The following is a 19230-nucleotide window of genomic DNA, read 5'->3' as shown; positions in this document are numbered from 1 at the left end:
TGGGCGGCGGCCGTTAATAGAAATTGAGAAGCTACTTTATCTTTTCCTCGAAATCGTGCATATCGATAGCCATGTAGCTCTTTTGCGTCGGCAAAACTTCGTTCCACGGTTTCCTTTCGTCTCGCATAAATGACTTTGCCTAATGGGGTTAGCCGATGGGCATTGATGCGTTCTTTGCTGTCCTCCCAAACATGTCGTGTAATGGTTTTGACCGATTTTTGGTTTGTAGTGCAGCGGTGCTTTTCTGGACAGTTCGCACAGATCAGGCTATCTGAGTCGTAGTGACGGTAACCTTCTCGGGAAGTGGTTTTGTAAATGAGTTTTTCACCTTGTGGACATTGGTAGACATCTTGCGCCCTGTCGTACTTGTATTCGCGTTTATAGAAGAAGCCTTTCTTGTGATTAGGACGACGATAGCCCATCACGGCATAGATATGTCGTTCTTCTAACCCATGACAAACGGCCGAGGTAAAGTACCCCAGACCGATGTGATGAAAAATTGAAAGCGCTCTTTGATTCGGTCCAAGCGTTCTAAATAAGGGACCGCATCGTGGACATTGCCTGCGGTGACGTGTACGTCAGTAATAATATTGCAACGTGCATCAACTGTTCGGTGATCTAGGTAAAAGAACCCTTTGGGTTTGGTGTCACGCACCATATAACCACTTTCTGGGTCCGTTGTACTCTGCTTGATTTCACGACTCTCCACCTTGTTTTTTTCAGGTGGTAAAGGCTTTTTTCCATGAACAATTCGATCCTCCTCAATCGCCTTATCGAGCTCATCCATATACGCCTGTCGGGACTGTTCAACCACTACTTTTTCAAAATGCTTTTTGTTCGCATTGGCTTTAAGGTGTGTTGAATCGGTATAAAAGGTGTGTCCGCCAACTAACTTGCGTTTTATAGCCTGGAGTACGATCTCATCAAAGATCTTTTGATAAATGTCTGATTCCTTAAAACGACGTGTGCGGTTCGCACTCAAAGTTGAGGCATCAGGTACTTTGTCGGTCAGGCCTAAGCCTAAGAACCAACGATAAGCGACATTCACTTGAACCTCTCGAATCAACTGACGTTCACTACGGATGCCAAAAAGATAACCAATAAACAGCAGCTTAAACATGAGAGTAGGATCGAGAGCGGGACGACCGTTATCCGCGCAATAAAAATCCTTCACAAGATCATGTAGAAAGGAAAAATCAATAATTCGATCAATCTTACGAAGAAGATGATCACTCGGAACGAGTTCGTCGATAGAAACAAACTCTAAAGTAGACTGGGTTTGGGGGCGTTCTTTAAGCATGCCGTTATTATAAAAAATCCCCGCCGAATGGCGAGGACTTTATCAGCAGTCTGTAAGCCTCGTGCAGAGGCTTTTTTGTTCTTAAAATCTAAGAAATTTTGTCTCGACGTCATAAACACAAACCTCGCGATTAAGGTTTCTATTATGCATTTGGCGAAACCGGAATCTCTTCAAGATTATCAAGCACTAACCACTCTGCTAATTTCGTGCGTAATGTATCAACCCCATCACCACTCAAAGAAGAGAAAGTCTGAACAGAACCATCAACACCAAGGTTTTTTAACACGCGTTGAACCGCCAACATGCTGGACTTTGCTGGGCCGCGTTTTAACTTATCAGATTTCGTTAACAGCACATGAACTTTCATACCATTAGATTGTGCCCAATCTAGCATCATCTGATCGAACTCTTTTAATGGATGGCGAATATCCATCACCAGCACCACTCCTGCAAGAGAACGACGATTCATCAAATAATCTTGCATGTGAGCTTGCCAGACTTTTTTCATGGCAATGGGTACTTTGGCAAAGCCGTATCCTGGAAGGTCAATTAGACGGCGATCTTCTACATTCAAACCAAAACAATTGATCAACTGAGTTCGACCAGGTGTTTTTGACGTTCTCGCTAATTTTTTTTGGTTCGTCAAGGTATTCAGTGCCGTAGATTTACCTGCATTTGATCGACCTGCAAACGCAACTTCGACACCTTGGTCTAAAGGACATTGGGAAAGCTTCTCAGCACTTTTAATAAAATGCGCGGATTGGAACGTGGAGTCAAAAGGTGTCATAAGTTGATATTCGTCAATAGATTCGGATTTGTATTCAGGGATATTTCAATTGCTGTATATAATGCCAGCAAACACAAAAACATACCATGTTAAACTCAATTGCCTGCCCCTAATCTAGGTAAATGAACACAATTGAAACGAGGAATTACAAAACGAGACAAATAATGGCTCAAAAACAGACCTTACTTGTGTAAGTTTTGTGTAAACTTACTGGAAAATTAGAACCTTAAGTCTTTGATGGAATCGTATTCTGTTGTAAATCTGTGCATGATGTACAGATATGTTTATGACACGAATAAAACCATTGATTCGACTAGGAGCCATCATGACCAAGCTGTTTTCAGCACTCATACTTTCTCTTCTCATTCCACTGACAGCCGCGGCAGCGGAATACAGCGACGGAAACGGCTATACAACGATCAAAACGCCCGTTCGCACAAGTGATCCAAGCAAAATCGAAGTCACTGAAATTTTCTGGTATGGCTGCCCTCATTGCTACAAATTAGAACCGATTACTCAAGCTTGGAAAAAAGACCTGCCAAGCGATGTTGACTTTAAATTCTTGCCTGCTGTCTTTGGTCGTGGTTGGCTAGCTCATGCTAAAGCTTTTTATGTAGCCGACTTATTAGGCATAGAAGATAAGATCCGTGCCGATCTGTTTAACGCTATCCATGTAGAACACCGTCGTCTAAACTCAGAAGACGCGCTCGCCGCTTTCTTTGCAAACTACGGTGTCAGTGAAGATGAATTCCACAAACAGTACAACTCCTTTGCAGTCAACAGCCGCCTTAGCCAAGCCGATGCAAAAATTCGTGCTTACGGTGCTAGAGGCGTACCTGGCCTGATCGTAAACGGTAAATACCTTGTCAGCGCTGAAACCGCCAATGGCAATGAAAACATCTACAAAGTAGTTGACTTTCTAATCGAAAAAGAACGTCAGAAAAAATAAAAAATGAGGCGATATGACGGAATCATCTAGTGACAAGCTAATTGAAGTGTTACGCAAAGCCGTTTCCAGAACCAGCATGCTGGCCGAAGGAAATGACCCTGAACTTGATTCTGTTGTTCGCCAAATACGTCAGGCGATTAACAAGGGAGCAAACGCTCAGGAAATACAAGACGCACTCAATAACGCAGAACCGCTATTAATTCAAAGCGATCAAGCCCAAGCTAACCGAGCGAAGTTGGTAAGAAGCACTCTACAAGAATTAATAGATCTGCTAGAGAAGCAAGAAAGCAAAAAAGTACCTCAAAATGAAAAAAAACAGCTGGAATCACAAATTCGTTTACATTGGCAATCTTCTTCGCAATGGCCGCATTTACTAAAAAGTTACCTAGCACTTGCCGAAAAAACTTTAAACCAAGCCGAATCCCATCAACCTAGAAGTTCATTTTTAAAACGATTATTTAATCGTGATTTAGAAACAAAGTCTCAACAAAATGACCATGAAATCATGGCGCAAATTAGCCATACCCTTACTGGCCTCATCAGTAATCTATCCCTTCCATCTCACTATGATGAAGATATTGTTGACTTGAAAAGAGCTTTATTAGGTAACTCCAACCTCCAACAGCTACCAGGTTTGCTCGATGAAGTGATTAATCTAATTATGATCGCTATTGGCAAAACCCAAGAGAATTTAACCAATTATCTCAATCAACTAAATAAACAACTGGCTAGCATCAATAGCTCTATCTCAAGCAGTTATCAGTCGCAAAAATCATTATCCGAGAGTCGAGAAGGTTTTAATACGTCATTACAAAAACAAGTCACAGATACTTCGAATGCAGTAAAAGAAGCAGATGATTTAGACGTTTTAAAAACACTCATTAATGAACGTTTAACAAGCATTTCTAGTTCTATGACAGACTATCGTAAAAAAATGCTAGAGCAAGAAAAGCACGCCACTCAATCTATTACGTTACTGAAAAATAAAGTAACACGAATGGAAAAAGACACTGTCTCCTTACGCTCATTATTACAAGAGAAACTTGCTCAAGCGATGACAGATTCGCTAACCGATTTACCCAATCGCACAGCATATCAAGATGCCATTTTGCCATTATGTAAAATTACACAGAAGACGCAGAAAACAATTTGTCTAGCGGTCTGCGATATCGATCTTTTTAAGAACGTAAATGATACGTGGGGACACTTAGCTGGTGACAAAGTGCTGCGTTTAGTACCTAAACAAATTCGCAATGTCTTAGCAAAACAAGACTTAATCTTCCGCTATGGCGGTGAAGAATTTGTTATCGTCTTTCCTGACACATCGTTAAAGCAAGCGACTGAACGCGCGGAAGCCATTCGCTTAGCCGTTGCTAAAACCCCTTTTAACATGCAAGGTGAGCCAGTCTCTATTTCAGTATCGATTGGTATTGCAGAATTACACCCACAAGAAGATCCAGAATCTTTATTCTCTAGAGCCGACAAACAGCTTTATTTAGCCAAAGAATCAGGCAGGAATAGAGTAATGGCAGAAAAATAGAATAAATAAAGCAGTACCCGCGGCTTGCTGACACAGTTACAATAGCCACCTACATATAAAGCAACGCTGTCAAAACATTGATAGAGCTATCAAATTTAGCTTTTTAATATAGATAACGGCGCGCGATGCCGCCACTAGGATGAAATAGTTTATGCAAGACGATCAGAAACAAACTACCGACTTTGGCTTCAAAGAGATCCCAACCGATGAAAAAGTTAAAGCCGTAGCACAAGTTTTTCACTCCGTAGCAGCAAAATACGACATTATGAATGATTTAATGTCAGGTGGTATTCATCGTCTATGGAAGCGACACACAATTAGTCAATCTGGTGTTAGAGCAGGAAACTGTGTCCTTGATATTGCAGGAGGCACAGGCGATTTAACCGTTAAATTCTCACGCCTTGTTGGTTCTGAAGGACAGGTTATCTTAGCAGATATAAATGATTCTATGCTAAAAGTAGGCCGTGATAAATTGGCCAATCAAGGCATTGTAGGCAACGTCAAATTTGTCCAAGCCAATGCGGAAGCACTACCTTTCCCAGATGATACCTTCGACTGTATTACTATCGCCTTTGGCTTACGCAATGTCACCGACAAGTCCAAAGCACTTGCTTCTATGTACCGAGTTCTTAAACCCGGTGGTCGTTTATTGGTGCTAGAGTTCTCCAAACCGGAATCAGAACTTTTATCTCAGGTCTACGACCAGTATTCTTTCCGTTTGCTACCAGCAATGGGCAAACTGATCGCAAATGACTCTGAAAGCTACCGTTATCTTGCTGAATCAATTCGCATGCACCCAGACCAAGAAACGTTAAAAGGCATGATGGACGAAGTAGGATTCGAACGTACTAGCTACCAAAATTTAACTGGCGGCATCGTTGCGCTCCATAAAGGATTTAAATTTTAACTATGTTCACCAGTAGTTTCCGCTTAATACGCATAATTTATACTGTTGTGCGCTTCCGACTCGATGTATTTATTCCGCTAAATTTACTGCCTTGGTATCTTCGCTATACGCTTGGCCTTATTTGTTTAGTCGGAAGAAAGCAGGCCAGCAAAAACAAGGGCGAGCGTCTTCGCCTTGCTCTTGAATCTTTAGGTCCTATCTTTGTTAAATTTGGGCAAATCTTGTCCACTCGCCGTGACTTATTAGACGATGATATTGCTGATGAACTCGCACGGCTACAGGATAAAGTTCCAGCGTTTCCTGGCCATGTTGCTCAAGCTATTATTGAAAGAGATCTGCAAGCGCCGGTATCTGAACTGTTTGCTGAATTCTCATCCACGCCCTTAGCTTCTGCTTCCATTGCGCAAGTTCATACAGCCAAACTTCACTCTGGCGAAGATGTGGTAGTCAAGGTTATTCGACCAAAGATTGAAAGAACCATTAGCAAAGACATTAGCTTGCTCTACACCTTAGCGCATATGATCGCTAATTTAAGTGCTGATGGTCGTCGCTTAAGGCCTGTTGAAGTCGTAACAGACTACGAGTACACGATACTAGATGAGCTAGATCTTGCTAAAGAAGCTGGCAACACAGGACTATTACAACGTAATTTTACTGATTCTGATTTGCTATATGTGCCACAAGTCTACTGGGATTTTAGCCATCGAAATGTCATGGTAATGGAACGTATTTCAGGTATTCCAGTTGCTGATATAGCAGCATTAAACAAGGCTAATGTGGACATGAAATGTCTAGCCGAACGAGGTGTTGAAATATTTTTCACTCAAGTGTTTTCACACAGTTTTTTCCATGCAGACATGCACCCAGGCAATATATTTGTTGACGTTAGCAATCCTCAAAAGCCGAAATATATAGCCATTGACTGCGCCATTATGGGTAGCCTAGATGATGCAGATAAGAGCTACTTAGCACGCAACTTGTTAGCTTTTTTTCAACGTGATTATCGCATGGTAGCAGAACTTCACGTTGAGAGCGGCTGGGTTCCTAAAGGCACACCAGTGCATGCTTTTGAATCGGCTATCCGCAGTGTTTGTGAGCCTATGTTTGCCAAACCACTTAAAGATATTTCTTTTGGCCAAGTGCTTATTGGTTTATTCCAAACCGCTCGTCGGTTTAATATGGAAGTTCAGCCTCAATTAGTCTTGTTGGAAAAAACCCTATTAAATATAGAAGGCTTAGGTCGCCAACTTTATCCAGACCTAGACCTCTGGGTAACAGCGAAGCCTTTCCTTGAACGCTGGATGCGAGAGCAAATGGGGCCAAAGCGCGTCATGGAAGAGGTGCGCAAGCAAGCCCCTCAATGGGCAGGTCAGCTCCCCCAGATTCCTAATTTAGTCTTCACAGCGCTATCACAAATGTCGCACCAAGAAGAGCGTATGGAAGCGCAAACAAAAACCATCAAGGAACTTGGTAAGGAACTGAAAAAGAATAGACAAAATCTTCCTTTCCGTGTGCTTGGTATATTGAGTTTAGGGGCGGCTTGGATTATTACTGACCCAACTTCTATGTCACATATAAGAGACGCAGACATCACTACTTTGGGACTGTTTTTTGTAGGTTTATATCTACTTGTCTTAAAACCGTAACCTTTGAGAGACTATAATGAAATCAGATGTATTGGCTGAACTCGCCGCCACACTAGAACAGCGCAAAACCGCAGCAGCAGATTCTTCTTATGTTGCGAGCCTACATGCAAAAGGATTAAATAAGATCCTAGAAAAAGTAGGTGAAGAAAGCATTGAAACGATTATCGCAGCAAAAGATGCTGTGATCTCAGGCGATAAATCAGATTTGATTTATGAAACCGCTGATTTATGGTTTCACACACTTGTTATGTTATCTCATTTAGATATTGGCCCAGATGCTATACTTGATGAGCTAGCACGCAGATTTAATTTGTCTGGCCTAGAAGAAAAGGCCAGCCGTACAAAATAACACCAGGAGTAATTCATGTTAGGTGGAATCAGTATTTGGCAATTATTAATTGTTTTGGCTATTTTAGTTCTTATTTTTGGCACTAAGAAACTTAAAAACCTTGGTTCTGACCTAGGCGGCGCTGTAAAAGGTTTTAAAGAAGCCGTAGACAAAGATGACAAAACTGAGGATGAAAAAACGGCTCAGCATAAAGTCATTGATGCTGAAACAAAAAAAGACGATAAGAGCGCCTAATCTGTGTTCGACATTGGCTTTTCTGAACTGCTTGTAGTGTTCGTAGTTGGTCTTTTAATTCTTGGACCAGAACGCTTGCCCCATGCCGCAAAAACAGCTGGACTATGGGTTCGCAAAATTCGCCGTAGCATCAATTCAGTACAGAGAGAGATTAACGCACAACTGGATCACGAAGAACTACAGCAAAAAATTAACGCAACCAACCAACGCCTTTTAAAAGAAGGTCAAGCGATCCAAAACACCATCGCCCCTCTACCTAAAGATCATCAAAACGATGGGAATGAAATTGAATCACCAATGGAAAACATCCAAGACTCTGCCGAAGTTCCACCACCCAAAAAAGACGAAGTCGCAGAGACACATAAAATGGACTCTACTGAACCTCTGGCGGATGACATTAACAAAACCACCGAAACAACAACGTCTCGAACCTAATTCTTATTTAAACTATACGCGGACATGTGACGCATTATGAGTACAGATTCTTCTAATCAAGCCCCATTGGTTGCTCATCTTATCGAGCTAAGAAACCGTTTACTGAAGTGTGTCCTAGCCATATTAATTCTCTTTATTGGCTTATATTCTTTTGCTAACGACTTATACTTAATTGTTTCTGAGCCATTACGCTTATTGCTACCCACTGGAAGCTCATTAATCGCAACAGAGGTAGCGTCACCGTTTCTCGCCCCTCTTAAACTAACCTTTGCTGTCTCAGTATTAATATCGGTTCCATATACCCTATTTCAAGCGTGGTCTTTTATTGCTCCCGCCTTGTATAAAAACGAAAAACAAATTGCAATTCCTCTATTAATTTCCAGCATCTTCCTCTTTTATGCTGGCGTTCTGTTCGCTTATTTCGTTGTTTTACCACTGATTTTTGGTTTTTTTACTACTGTAGGGCCTGGCGAAGTTACCGTAATGACAGACATTAATAATTACCTGAATTTTGTCTTGAAGTTATTCTTTGCTTTCGGAGTCACCTTTGAGATCCCTGTTGCCACCTACCTACTGATTAAAGCAGGCGTCACTACCGTTGCCGCACTATCCAAAAAGCGTCCTTATATTTTCCTAGGCTGTTTTGTAGTAGGTATGTTGATAACGCCACCCGATATTTTCTCACAGACCTTGCTTGCCATTCCGATGTGGATGCTATTTGAACTAGGACTTATTGCTGGTCGTACGGTAAAAGTTGTGGTTGATGGGAGCGAAGAAAAACCTGAAAGTGAAAGCTCTCAGACTATCTAACAACCAATCATTTTAAAACATACAAAAGAATGCTCATTTTTTTAGAAATGAGCGCTTTTAGTTTGTGCTTATTTTTAAACAACAAAACCAGTATCTTACTTCATCCATTGTCACCGTAATGCTATTCTGACTCTCGCCGCAAATTACAATTACATCGCCATTTCTGTTGGAGAAGTTTAGATATGCAGATAATAAATGCCAATACCGTAGCGCAAACCCTAAGCTTTGAAACACTAATTCCAGCCATACAAAGTGCTTTCCAACAAAATTTTGGTATGCCACAAAGACAGATGTACCCGCTACCTGGCGGTTCCGCAGATAAACACGATACCTTTGCCGTTCTGCCTGCATGGACAAACGATGTTTTGGGTGTAAAGTCTTTCACTCACTATCCAGAAAACCCTCAAAAGGGATTATTAACCGTTGCGGCACAAGTATTACTTTTTTCTCGCGATACAGGAGCGCCTTTAGCACTTGTCGATGGTACAAGCCTGACCTATTGGCGAACTGCGGCGGTATCCGCACTGGCGGCCAGCTATATGGCAAGAGAGGATGCCAGTTCATTACTTTTGTTCGGAACAGGGGAGTTGGCACCCTACATGGCTCTTGCCCACGCCAGTATCAGACCAATTCGCACAATTTATGTGCATGGTCGTTCGAAAGAAAAAATGCGCAAAGTTCAGCAGCGTATTTTAGCCAATCGCTCCGATATCAATGTACAAATTTGCTTCGACTATGAGGAGGTTATTACGGGTGTAGACATTGTAAGCTGCGCCACAGGAAGTCCAACTCCCTTATTCAGCAGCGCCTCGTTAGCGGCGGGCACTCATATAGATCTAGTCGGCAATCACCACCCTACATGTCGAGAATGCGACTCTGCAACCGTTAAGATGTCGCATGTCATCGTAGACAGTCGTCTAAATGTATTAAACGAAGCGGGTGATATTTTGATTCCACTAGAAGAGAACTGCATTGAAGAAAATCACATTAAAGGCGAGCTGTCTGAACTATGTTCAGGGAAAGTAAAAGGCAGACTAAACAACAGCCAGACAACGTTATTTAAATCCGTTGGCACAGCGCTCGCCGATGTCGCCAGCGCCTATCATGTGCATCAGTTACTCAATAGTTCAAGCAAGTCCAGCTAATCCAACATAAAAGTTACCGGGCCGTCATTGGTAAAAGAAACTTTCATATCAGCACCAAAACGCCCCGTTTCAACTTTACTGTATTGAGCACGCACCTTGTCAACGAAATCATTAAATAACCGCTCTCCTTCTTCAGGAATGGCCGCGGTGGAAAAGCCTGGACGCAAGCCTTTCTTCGTCTCAGCGGCTAACGTAAATTGCGAGACTAGCAAAATGCCACCAGCCACTTGCTGAACATTTAAATTCATTTTGCCTTCTTCATCACTAAACATTCGATACTTCAAAAGTTTATCGGCAAGCCTCTGTGTATCAAACTCCGTGTCGCCTTTCTCAATACCAACCAAGACCAATTGGCCATAATCAATTGCACCGATTGTTTCGTCATCAACAACCACCTTTGCATTTATCGCTCTTTGTATTAAGACCTTCATCTTTCTCCCTTATCGTATTAATCCAATATCAGACTGGCGACTTTAACAAACACCAGAAAAAACAAAAGCGCCCGAAGGCGCTTTTGTCGCTCACGAATTCAACATTATGAATTCACTTGCTGCTGCTCTATTGAAGAATAGCGATTACTTACGACCAGCACGTTTACGCTCGTTTTCGGTTAGTAATTTCTTACGAATACGAATACTTTCTGGTGTTACTTCTACCAACTCATCATCTTCAATAAACTCAAGCGCTTGCTCAAGAGTATGACGAATAGGCGGAGTTAAGGTCAAAGCCTCATCCGTACCAGATGCGCGTACGTTTGTTAACTGCTTACCTTTAACAGGGTTAACAGACAAATCGTTATCACGAGAATGAATACCAATAATTTGGCCTTCATAAATATCTACTGCATGACCAAGGAACATACGGCCGCGGCTTTGCAAATTATACAAAGCATAAGCTGCTGTCTTACCAGTCAACATACTAATCAATACACCGTTTTGACGACCATGAACATCACCTTCTTTTACCGGACCATAATGATCAAATACACTGGTCATAATGCCGGAACCAGAAGTTAGGGTCAGGAACAAACCACGGAAACCAATCAAACCGCGAGAAGGCGTCATAAACTCAAGACGTACACGTCCCTTATTATCTGGTTCCATATTAGTCAACTCAGCTTTACGCAAGCCAAGTTCTTCCATAATAGAACCTTGATGCTGCTCTTCAACATCGATAACCACTAACTCATAAGGCTCTTGTACTTTTCCATCAACAATCTTTTGAACCACTTCAGGACGAGAAACCCCCATCTCAAAGCCTTCACGACGCATATTTTCAATTAGTACAGAAAGATGAAGTTCACCACGTCCAGATACAATAAATTTATCCGGAGTCTCGCCTTGGCGAACGCGCAACGCTACGTTATGAATAAGCTCACGCTCAAGACGGTCTGCGATATTACGTGTCGTAATGAATTTACCTTCTTTCCCAGCAAACGGAGAATCGTTCACCATGAAAGTCATGCTAACAGTTGGCTCATCAACCGTCAGAGGTGGTAAAGCTTCAACACACTCAGGGTTACACAGTGTGTCAGAAATGCTTAAACCATCGATACCAGTGATACAAACGATATCACCAGCCGATGCTTTATCTGTATCAACACGAGCTAGACCATGGTAACCCTTAACATTAAGGACTTTACCTTTACGCTCTTTGCCATCAGCAGATTTAACAACAACCTGTTGATTAGGAGACAAACTACCACGACTGATACGACCGATACCGATAACACCAACATAAGCATCATAATCCAATGCAGAAACCTGCATTTGAAACATACCTTCTGGGTCAACGTCTGGAGCCGGCACACTATCAACAATCATCTGATAAAGCGGCGTCATGTCTTCTGCCATGTTATCTGGATCATCACCAGAAATACCATTAATTGCAGATGCATAAATAACAGGGAAATCTAACTGCTCTTCAGTCGCGCCAAGGCTATCAAAAAGATCAAATACTTGATCCATAACCCAATCAGGACGGGCACCAGGACGGTCAATTTTATTAATAACAACAATCGGACGAAGGCCACGCTCAAACGCTTTCGATGTTACAAAGCGGGTTTGTGGCATTGGGCCATCCACTGCATCAACCAACAACAATACAGAGTCAACCATGGACAATACACGTTCTACTTCACCACCGAAGTCAGCGTGTCCAGGTGTATCTACGATATTGATACGGTAATCGTTCCACATAATTGACGTGTTTTTCGCCAAAATGGTAATACCACGCTCTTTTTCTTGGTCGTTAGAGTCCATGATTCGCTCTGAACCAAGATCTTTACGATCTAGCGTACCTGATTGGCTTAATAACTGATCTACCAAGGTAGTTTTACCATGGTCAACGTGAGCAATAATAGCTACGTTACGTAATTTACTGATATCATTAGACATTTATAGTTCTCTGCATTTAGCGTGAGCAAAAAGATATACCGCCACTTGATTTAGGCAGGCATGCTCTTCAAGCGTCTCGGATCTTGGTGCGGGGTAAAATTCGCGCAATTGTACCCTTATATTGATCAATATCCCATTAAAGTGGAGAAAAAAGTCCACAAAAATATGTCAAACAAGGCCATAAAGCGACTTAAATAAAGACAGTAGCACTTCAATACTACAAAAATGCTACTGCCCTATTGTCTTCGTTAAGGTAAATAAACTCCTACATTGCTATACCCTTTCCCTAGTAGGTAAGAAGCATGCATGCGACTCATTACCCCTTTACCACAATAAAGTAGATGAGTCGTATTAGGGTCTAACTCAGACCAATTAGTATCGAGTGCAAAAAAAGGAATCACTTTGACTGGACGACCACTCACCTTTAACGGGCGATGACTTGCCTCGTCTGGGTGGCGAATATCGATAATGACTTCATCGCCAACAGGCATACGCACAACGGGCACTTCTCCTTGATACTGTTTCGCTACATCGTCCATGACATTTTGAATAGACATAACTTGAGCACTTTCTATGGCTTTATCTAATACAGCAAAGTCAAAGTTAGACTCTTGCTTTTCGACACGATGCATTTTGGCTCGTGTTGTCGGTTTAACAGAAATAACACCACAGAACTCAGGCATACTGGCCGCGAAAGGCGCCGTACCAATTTCAATTGCCTTATCTATAATGACTTGTTTATTCGTGGTAATCAGAGGGCGAAGCACAAGCTCTTCTGTCACTTGATCAATAACTTTCAAATTCATCAAGGTTTGACTAGAAACCTGCGCCACACTTTCGCCAGTAACTAAAGCTTTAGCGCCAACTTCAGACATTACTTGAGAAGCCGCACGTAACATCATGCGTTTTAAAATGACGCCCATCTCAGCATTATCGACTTTGGTTAAAATCTCCCCCACCACAGCCTCAAAAGGCACAGTAATGAATTTCACATTGATTTGAGAGCCGTATTTTTCCCAAAGAAAATTCGAAACTTGCTTGACGCCAATTTCATGAGCATCGCCACCAAGGTTAAAAAAACAAAAGTGTGTTTTTAATCCACGGCTCATCGTCAAAAAAGAACTGACGGTAGAGTCGTAGCCACCAGACATCAAAGACAACACTGAGTCTTGTGAACCAATTGGATAGCCACCTAGCCCCTCTATACGCTGCTCAATCATCCACACTCGATTATCTCTAATATCAATCGGAACTAATACCTCAGGATTTTTCAAGCGAACAGCTAAAGCGCCACAGCGGGCTTTTAAACGACCACCGATATGACGTTCGGCGTCAACGGAAGTAAAGTCATGATCACCGACTCGCTTCACCCTGACAGCGAACACAGCGTCTTTTAAAACATCACCATAAGAAACAATGGCCTCTTCAACAATGTTATCGAGATCCACAAACGGAAATTCACGTACGAATTGAAAATGCGCGATACCAGCCATATTCGATAGCGCCTCAGTAAACTCTTCACGCAACTCATCTTTATCAGAAAAAACTTCAATGAAATCCCAGTTACCAGATACGACAACATCCGCATCATACTTTTTAAGAACCAATTTAACATTATGTCGAAGCTGCTTAATAAAAGCTTTCCGAACAGGACGACTTTTAATGGTGATTTCTGCAAAAAATTTAACAATGAATTTCATAGGGGGCGCAATTTATACCGGATATTTTAAAGGCGCATAGTATAAAGAAAAGACAATCGATGCGAAAACACTAAATTCGCACCAAAACAAAACACATACGCCATTTATTGCACTATTTATGTGCAATATTGTTTTATAGATAGGATGTTTTAGCTTTTATTCAGTGCGTTTTTTAGCCAAATAATTCTATCCTATTGCTTTTAAAGACTTTTTATTGTCGCACAAAATTCTGGCACAAGTTATGCTTTGTATTTGGCAAATGGCGCTTTGGATTAAAGCACTCTATAACCGAAAAGTAATTTCGCTTTCACTACGACTGGAGAACAACTATGTCAAACAAGACCCTTGCCTTGATTGCTGAGCATGACGCGAAGTGGGTTGACCTTCGCTTTACCGACTTTAAAGGTAAAGAACAACACGTATCTATTCCAGCTATTACGGTAGATGAAGAGTTTTTTGAAAACGGTCAGATGTTTGATGGCTCTTCCATCGCTGGCTGGAAGGGCATTAACGAATCTGACATGATCATGATGCCGCAGGATGACACTGCAATCATTGACCCTTTCACTGAAGAACCAACGGTTATTGTTCGTTGTAACATCATCGAGCCTTCTACTATGCAAGGCTATGACCGTGACCCACGTTCTGTTGCCCTTCGTGCTGAAGAATTCCTAAAATCTACTGGCCTTGGTGACACAGCTTTCTTTGGTCCAGAGCCAGAATTCTTCATCTTTGATGACGTAAAATGGAAAACAGACATGTCTGGCAGCTCTGTTGAAATCAACTCTGAAGAAGCGGCTTGGTCTTCAAACAAAAAATTTGAAGGCGGTAACATGGGCCACCGTCCTTTCGTTAAAGGCGGCTACTTCCCAGTACCACCAGTTGATTCTCACCATGACCTTCGTGCTGCAATGTGTGGCGCAATGGAAACTATGGGCCTGGTTGTTGAAGTTCATCACCACGAAGTTGCGACGGCAGGTCAAAACGAAATTGGTGTTAAGTTCAACACAATGGTTAAAAAAGCAGACGAAGTTCAAATCCTTAAGTACTGCGTACACAATGTTGCTCATGCATACGGTAAAACGGCGACTTTCATGCCTAAGCCAATTGTTGGCGATAATGGTTCAGGTATGCACGTTCACCAATCTTTCTGGAAAGATGGCGTTAACCAATTCGCAGGTGACCAATATGCTGGTCTATCTGAAACGGCTCTTTACTACATCGGCGGTATCATCAAGCACGCTAAAGCATTGAACGCTTTCACTAACGCTTCAACAAACTCTTACAAGCGTCTTGTTCCTGGCTTCGAAGCGCCAGTTATGCTTGCATACTCTGCACGTAACCGCTCAGCTTCTATCCGTATCCCATACGTTGCAAGCCCTAAAGGCAAACGTATTGAAGCTCGTTTCCCTGATCCAACCGCTAACCCATACCTAGCATTTGCAGCAATGCTAATGGCCGGTATCGACGGAATCAAAAACAAGATTCACCCTGGCGATGCAGCAGATAAAGACTTGTACGACCTACCAGCGGAAGAAGCGTTGGCTATTCCACAAGTTGCTAGCAGCCTAGAAGAAGCGCTTAAGTCTCTAGATGAAGACCGTGCATTCTTGACTCAAGGTGGCGTATTCTCTGATGACATGATTGATGCTTACATCGACCTTAAGTCTGGCGAAGCTCAACGTATATCTATGACAACTCATCCTCTTGAGTTCGAACTTTACTACAGCGTTTAAGAATCCAAATTGCTAAGTAAAATACGAAAGCCTCGAACCTAGTTCGGGGCTTTTTTTATCGCTTTATTTGCACAAAAATGAACATCATAATTTCAATGCACTATAATTGTGCAATCCACTTTTTATAGTGAATACAAAGACCTTAATAAATACGCCATTTCGAGCTGCCCAATGTTGGTTCGCTTTTTGCAACTATTATTCAGGGGAAACAATCAAAGCAGGAGCAATAGAGAGGCACTGTCTGTGTATAGCTTATTAATCGACCATTTATCTACTGCTGTTGTGCAATTAAACAACAAGCTTGAGATCGAATATTTAAATCCTGCTGCCGAAATGCTGCTTGCGGTAAGCCGACGTCGTATCTATGGCAATGATATTAGCGCCGCCTTCCGTGAAAACGAAAAAAGCATCCAAGCTTTACTTACAGCGATTGAATCTGGCCATCCGTTTACTAAACGAGAGGCGGAAATCGAATGTAGCAACAACAAAAAGCTTTTTTGTGATTACACTGTCACACCTATCATGGGTACGTCTAATGAGACAGAAAGTCTCATTATCGAACTTTACCCACGCGACAGAATGAAACGAATTTCACAAGAAGATGAACTGATAGCTAATCACGAAACGAGTAAAGAACTGGTTCGAGGCCTGGCCCATGAAATCAAAAATCCATTAGGTGGAATACGCGGCGCGGCGCAGTTAATTAGCCGTGCTTTTACCGACGAAGCTCTCAACGACTATACGCAAGTCATCATCGAAGAATCTGATCGACTACGCGACCTCGTTGATCGATTGTTGGGACCAAGACAACTACCTAAAAACAAAACGCTCAATATCCACAAGGTAATTGAACGGGTAAGACAACTCATTTCAGTCGAAGCCGATAATCAAATTGAAATAATTCGTGACTATGACCCCAGTATTCCTGACTTGATTGGTGACGAATCACAGTTAATACAGGCTTTATTGAACATTACAAGAAATGCCATGCAAGCCTTGATAGAAGATGAAGACAATCATCATAAAGCCATTCATATGGTAACGAGAGCGTTACGACAATTTACCATAGGCTCTAAACGCCATCGGCTAGTATGCAAAATAAGCATTATTGATAATGGTCCTGGTATTCCAGAAGCCATTCTAAAAACCTTATTTTACCCTATGGTCAGCGGTCGATCTGATGGTACAGGCCTAGGACTTTCTATCGCTCAATCCATCATTCATCAGCACCACGGGATTGTTGAATGCAACAGTTATCCGAAAAAAACCGAATTCAATATATTAATTCCCATTGAGACGACAGTCCAAGAACAGGAGAAACACTCATGACAGCAGAAGAAACCGTATGGATTGTTGACGACGATCGCTCTATTCGCTGGGTTCTAGAGAAGACATTAGAACAAGAAGGTATCCAATGTCGTTTGTTTGATTCTGCAGAGAACCTCGTCAATCTTATTGATAAAGAACAACCTAGCGCTATTATTAGCGATATTCGTATGCCAGGCATGGACGGATTGGCCTTACTTCAAAAACTCCAAAAGGACCATCCTTATCTACCCGTAATTATTATGACAGCACACTCAGACCTAGAAAGTGCTGTTGCTTCATACCAAGGCGGTGCATTTGAATACCTACCAAAGCCCTTCGATGTAGAAGAAGCCGTCAGCTTGGTTAAGCGCGCTATGCTCCACCACCGCAATGCCAGACCTAGTACTGATGACATGGAGGCCGAACAAGAACAACAAGTTGATAAAGAAATCATTGGCGAAGCACCTGCAATGCAGGAAGTATTCCGTGCTATTGGTCGCCTGGCCAACTCAAATATTACTGTTTTAATTAATGGCGAATCCGGCACTGGTAAAGAGTTGGTAGCACAAGCATTGCACACTCACAGCCCAAGAGCCGCTAATCCTTTTATTGCCTTGAATATGGCAGCCATTCCGCATGACTTAATTGAGTCTGAGCTATTCGGCCATGAAAAAGGCGCCTTTACTGGAGCCAATACACAACGTCGCGGTCGCTTTGAGCAAGCCAATGGCGGTACACTTTTCTTAGATGAAATTGGTGACATGCCAGCCGAAACCCAGACTCGACTATTGCGTGTTTTAGCCGATGGAGAGTTTTATCGCGTTGGCGGTCATACACCTGTCAAAGTAGATGTGCGAATTATTGCGGCTACCCACCAAAATCTAGAGAATTTAGTAGAAAAAGGGTCGTTCCGTGAAGATCTATTTCATCGCCTGAATGTTATCCGCATCCATTTACCTAAGCTGGCAGAACGTCGTGAAGATATCCCCAAGTTGGCTCGTCACTTTTTAAGTCGCGCCGCCGAAGAATTAGCCGTTGAGCCAAAACAACTGACAAAAGAAACCGAAAACTACCTGACTCAACTTGATTGGCCGGGTAACGTTCGACAGTTAGAAAATACCTGTCGTTGGTTAATTGTTATGGCATCAGGACGAGAAGTCTTGGTGGAAGATTTACCACCAGAACTGTTAACCGCTATTCCCAATGAACAACCGTTTTCTTCTTGGGAAGATGCCTTAAGAAATTGGGTTGATAGCACACTCGCTACAGGCCAAAAAGGCATTCTTGATCAAGCTGTTCCAAAGTTTGAACGCATCATGATTGAAACGGCACTGGCTCATACTGGTGGGCGCCGCCGAGATGCATCTTTATTATTGGGCTGGGGAAGAAACACCTTAACGCGCAAGATAAAAGAGCTAAACATTGATCATGCCGAACAAGATGAAGATTAAAACTCCTTTTCACTGAAAAATAAATGCAGGCAAAGTTAAATGCAATTTGCCTGCATTATCTCAGCTTTCTACTATTTTGGACTTGCTTTTACTGGCACAATCCCCTACTAATTAAAGACAGTTATTTGTTTAATAATCAACGGGAAAAAGTTATGTATCCAACACTTCAGTCCATGGGTATCACAAGCATACAGGACATAGAAAAATTTACATTACGCTACGAAGGCGGTCACGACGTTCTTAAAATTTATTACCGTCGTGAAAAAGGTTCTCTACTTCCTAAAAGCAAGAAATTTAAATTTGGTCGATCGACTAAAACCGTACTAGCAGACGGTGGTCAGCAAACCTATCGCCAAGTCCAAGAACCTTCTTTAATTGTTTTACGTGCAATGGAAGAGCTTGAACAAATCGTTGGCAAACAACAGGCACAGCAAGTATCTAAAGAAGATTTAATCAAAGAGCTTGAGCACCTAGAAAAAGTCGTAAACAGTAAAATCGGTGAACTCAAAGAAAAAATCGACGCTATGCAATAGTCTC

The 19230-nt window shown here is 42.1% G+C and carries 17 protein-coding genes and 1 pseudogene; 13 read left to right on the top strand and 5 right to left on the bottom strand.

The window, feature by feature from the left end; all coding sequences use genetic code 11:
* A pseudogene (locus C0J08_RS03120) lies at positions 1–1300 on the bottom strand (IS1182 family transposase); the annotation flags it as partial.
* Between the two features lie 142 nt (positions 1301–1442).
* On the bottom strand, positions 1443–2087 hold the full coding sequence (gene yihA, locus C0J08_RS03115) for a ribosome biogenesis GTP-binding protein YihA/YsxC (protein WP_212654678.1): 645 nt from the start codon (positions 2085–2087) through the stop codon (positions 1443–1445).
* Between the two features lie 325 nt (positions 2088–2412).
* Here yihA and C0J08_RS03110 point away from each other — a divergent pair, with 325 nt between their 5' ends.
* The 9 genes from C0J08_RS03110 (at position 2413) to lhpI (ending at position 10102) form a co-directional block, all read left to right on the top strand.
* Positions 2413–3036 carry a thiol:disulfide interchange protein DsbA/DsbL gene (locus C0J08_RS03110; RefSeq protein ID WP_212654677.1) on the top strand — a complete coding sequence of 208 codons (624 nt, stop codon included), beginning with the start codon at positions 2413–2415 and terminating at the stop codon, positions 3034–3036.
* A gap of 13 nt (positions 3037–3049) precedes the next feature.
* Entirely contained in the window at positions 3050–4576 is a 1527-nt protein-coding gene (locus C0J08_RS03105) for a GGDEF domain-containing protein (RefSeq protein ID WP_212654676.1), read from the top strand.
* A 151-nt stretch (positions 4577–4727) separates the two neighbouring features.
* On the top strand, positions 4728–5483 hold the full coding sequence (gene ubiE / locus C0J08_RS03100; protein WP_212654675.1) for a bifunctional demethylmenaquinone methyltransferase/2-methoxy-6-polyprenyl-1,4-benzoquinol methylase UbiE: 756 nt from the start codon (positions 4728–4730) through the stop codon (positions 5481–5483).
* A gap of 2 nt (positions 5484–5485) precedes the next feature.
* Positions 5486–7129, top strand: a complete 1644-nt coding sequence (ubiB, locus tag C0J08_RS03095; RefSeq protein ID WP_212654674.1) for a ubiquinone biosynthesis regulatory protein kinase UbiB — start codon at positions 5486–5488, stop codon at positions 7127–7129.
* Positions 7130–7145: 16 nt separating this feature from the next.
* Positions 7146–7478, top strand: a complete 333-nt coding sequence (locus C0J08_RS03090; RefSeq protein ID WP_212654673.1) for a phosphoribosyl-ATP diphosphatase — start codon at positions 7146–7148, stop codon at positions 7476–7478.
* 15 nt (positions 7479–7493) lie between these two features.
* Positions 7494–7712 (top strand): Sec-independent protein translocase subunit TatA, encoded by a 219-nt coding sequence (gene tatA, locus C0J08_RS03085; protein WP_212654672.1) that lies wholly within the window; start codon positions 7494–7496, stop codon positions 7710–7712.
* Positions 7713–7715: 3 nt separating this feature from the next.
* A complete protein-coding gene (tatB, locus tag C0J08_RS03080; protein ID WP_212654671.1) occupies positions 7716–8147 on the top strand; it encodes a Sec-independent protein translocase protein TatB in 432 nt (143 codons plus the stop codon).
* 36 nt (positions 8148–8183) lie between these two features.
* On the top strand, positions 8184–8957 hold the full coding sequence (tatC, locus tag C0J08_RS03075) for a twin-arginine translocase subunit TatC (RefSeq protein ID WP_212654670.1): 774 nt from the start codon (positions 8184–8186) through the stop codon (positions 8955–8957).
* A 182-nt stretch (positions 8958–9139) separates the two neighbouring features.
* Positions 9140–10102, top strand: a complete 963-nt coding sequence (lhpI, locus tag C0J08_RS03070) for a bifunctional Delta(1)-pyrroline-2-carboxylate/Delta(1)-piperideine-2-carboxylate reductase (RefSeq protein ID WP_212654669.1) — start codon at positions 9140–9142, stop codon at positions 10100–10102.
* Here the strand turns inward: lhpI and dtd are convergent.
* The 3 genes from dtd to thiI all read right to left on the bottom strand — a co-directional run bounded on the left by dtd (position 10099) and on the right by thiI (position 14198).
* Positions 10099–10533 (bottom strand): D-aminoacyl-tRNA deacylase, encoded by a 435-nt coding sequence (gene dtd / locus C0J08_RS03065; RefSeq protein ID WP_212654668.1) that lies wholly within the window; start codon positions 10531–10533, stop codon positions 10099–10101. The two genes, lhpI and dtd, sit on opposite strands and share 4 nt — an antisense overlap.
* 144 nt (positions 10534–10677) lie before the next feature.
* Positions 10678–12498 carry a translational GTPase TypA gene (gene typA / locus C0J08_RS03060; RefSeq protein WP_212654667.1) on the bottom strand — a complete coding sequence of 607 codons (1821 nt, stop codon included), beginning with the start codon at positions 12496–12498 and terminating at the stop codon, positions 10678–10680.
* 248 nt (positions 12499–12746) lie between these two features.
* A complete protein-coding gene (thiI, locus tag C0J08_RS03055; RefSeq protein ID WP_212654666.1) occupies positions 12747–14198 on the bottom strand; it encodes a tRNA uracil 4-sulfurtransferase ThiI in 1452 nt (483 codons plus the stop codon).
* A gap of 329 nt (positions 14199–14527) precedes the next feature.
* On the opposite strand from thiI, the gene glnA reads away from it, so the two are divergent.
* From glnA to C0J08_RS03035, 4 genes are all read left to right on the top strand, one after another.
* Positions 14528–15934: a glutamate--ammonia ligase gene (glnA, locus tag C0J08_RS03050; protein WP_212654665.1), complete on the top strand. Its 1407-nt coding sequence runs from the start codon at positions 14528–14530 to the stop codon at positions 15932–15934.
* A gap of 243 nt (positions 15935–16177) precedes the next feature.
* Positions 16178–17263 carry a nitrogen regulation protein NR(II) gene (gene glnL / locus C0J08_RS03045; protein ID WP_212654664.1) on the top strand — a complete coding sequence of 362 codons (1086 nt, stop codon included), beginning with the start codon at positions 16178–16180 and terminating at the stop codon, positions 17261–17263.
* Positions 17260–18693 (top strand): nitrogen regulation protein NR(I), encoded by a 1434-nt coding sequence (ntrC, locus tag C0J08_RS03040; protein WP_212654663.1) that lies wholly within the window; start codon positions 17260–17262, stop codon positions 18691–18693. The genes glnL and ntrC overlap by 4 nt, the downstream gene beginning before the upstream one ends.
* A 152-nt stretch (positions 18694–18845) precedes the next feature.
* Positions 18846–19226, top strand: a complete 381-nt coding sequence (locus C0J08_RS03035; protein ID WP_212654662.1) for a DUF3461 family protein — start codon at positions 18846–18848, stop codon at positions 19224–19226.
* The last annotated feature ends 4 nt before the right edge of the window (positions 19227–19230 follow it).

This window comes from Marinomonas sp. CT5, from assembly GCF_018336975.1.
GTDB lineage: Bacteria > Pseudomonadota > Gammaproteobacteria > Pseudomonadales > Marinomonadaceae > Marinomonas.
The sequence above is the reverse complement of the archived record's forward strand: the minus strand, read 5'-3'. Positions and strand labels throughout refer to the sequence as shown.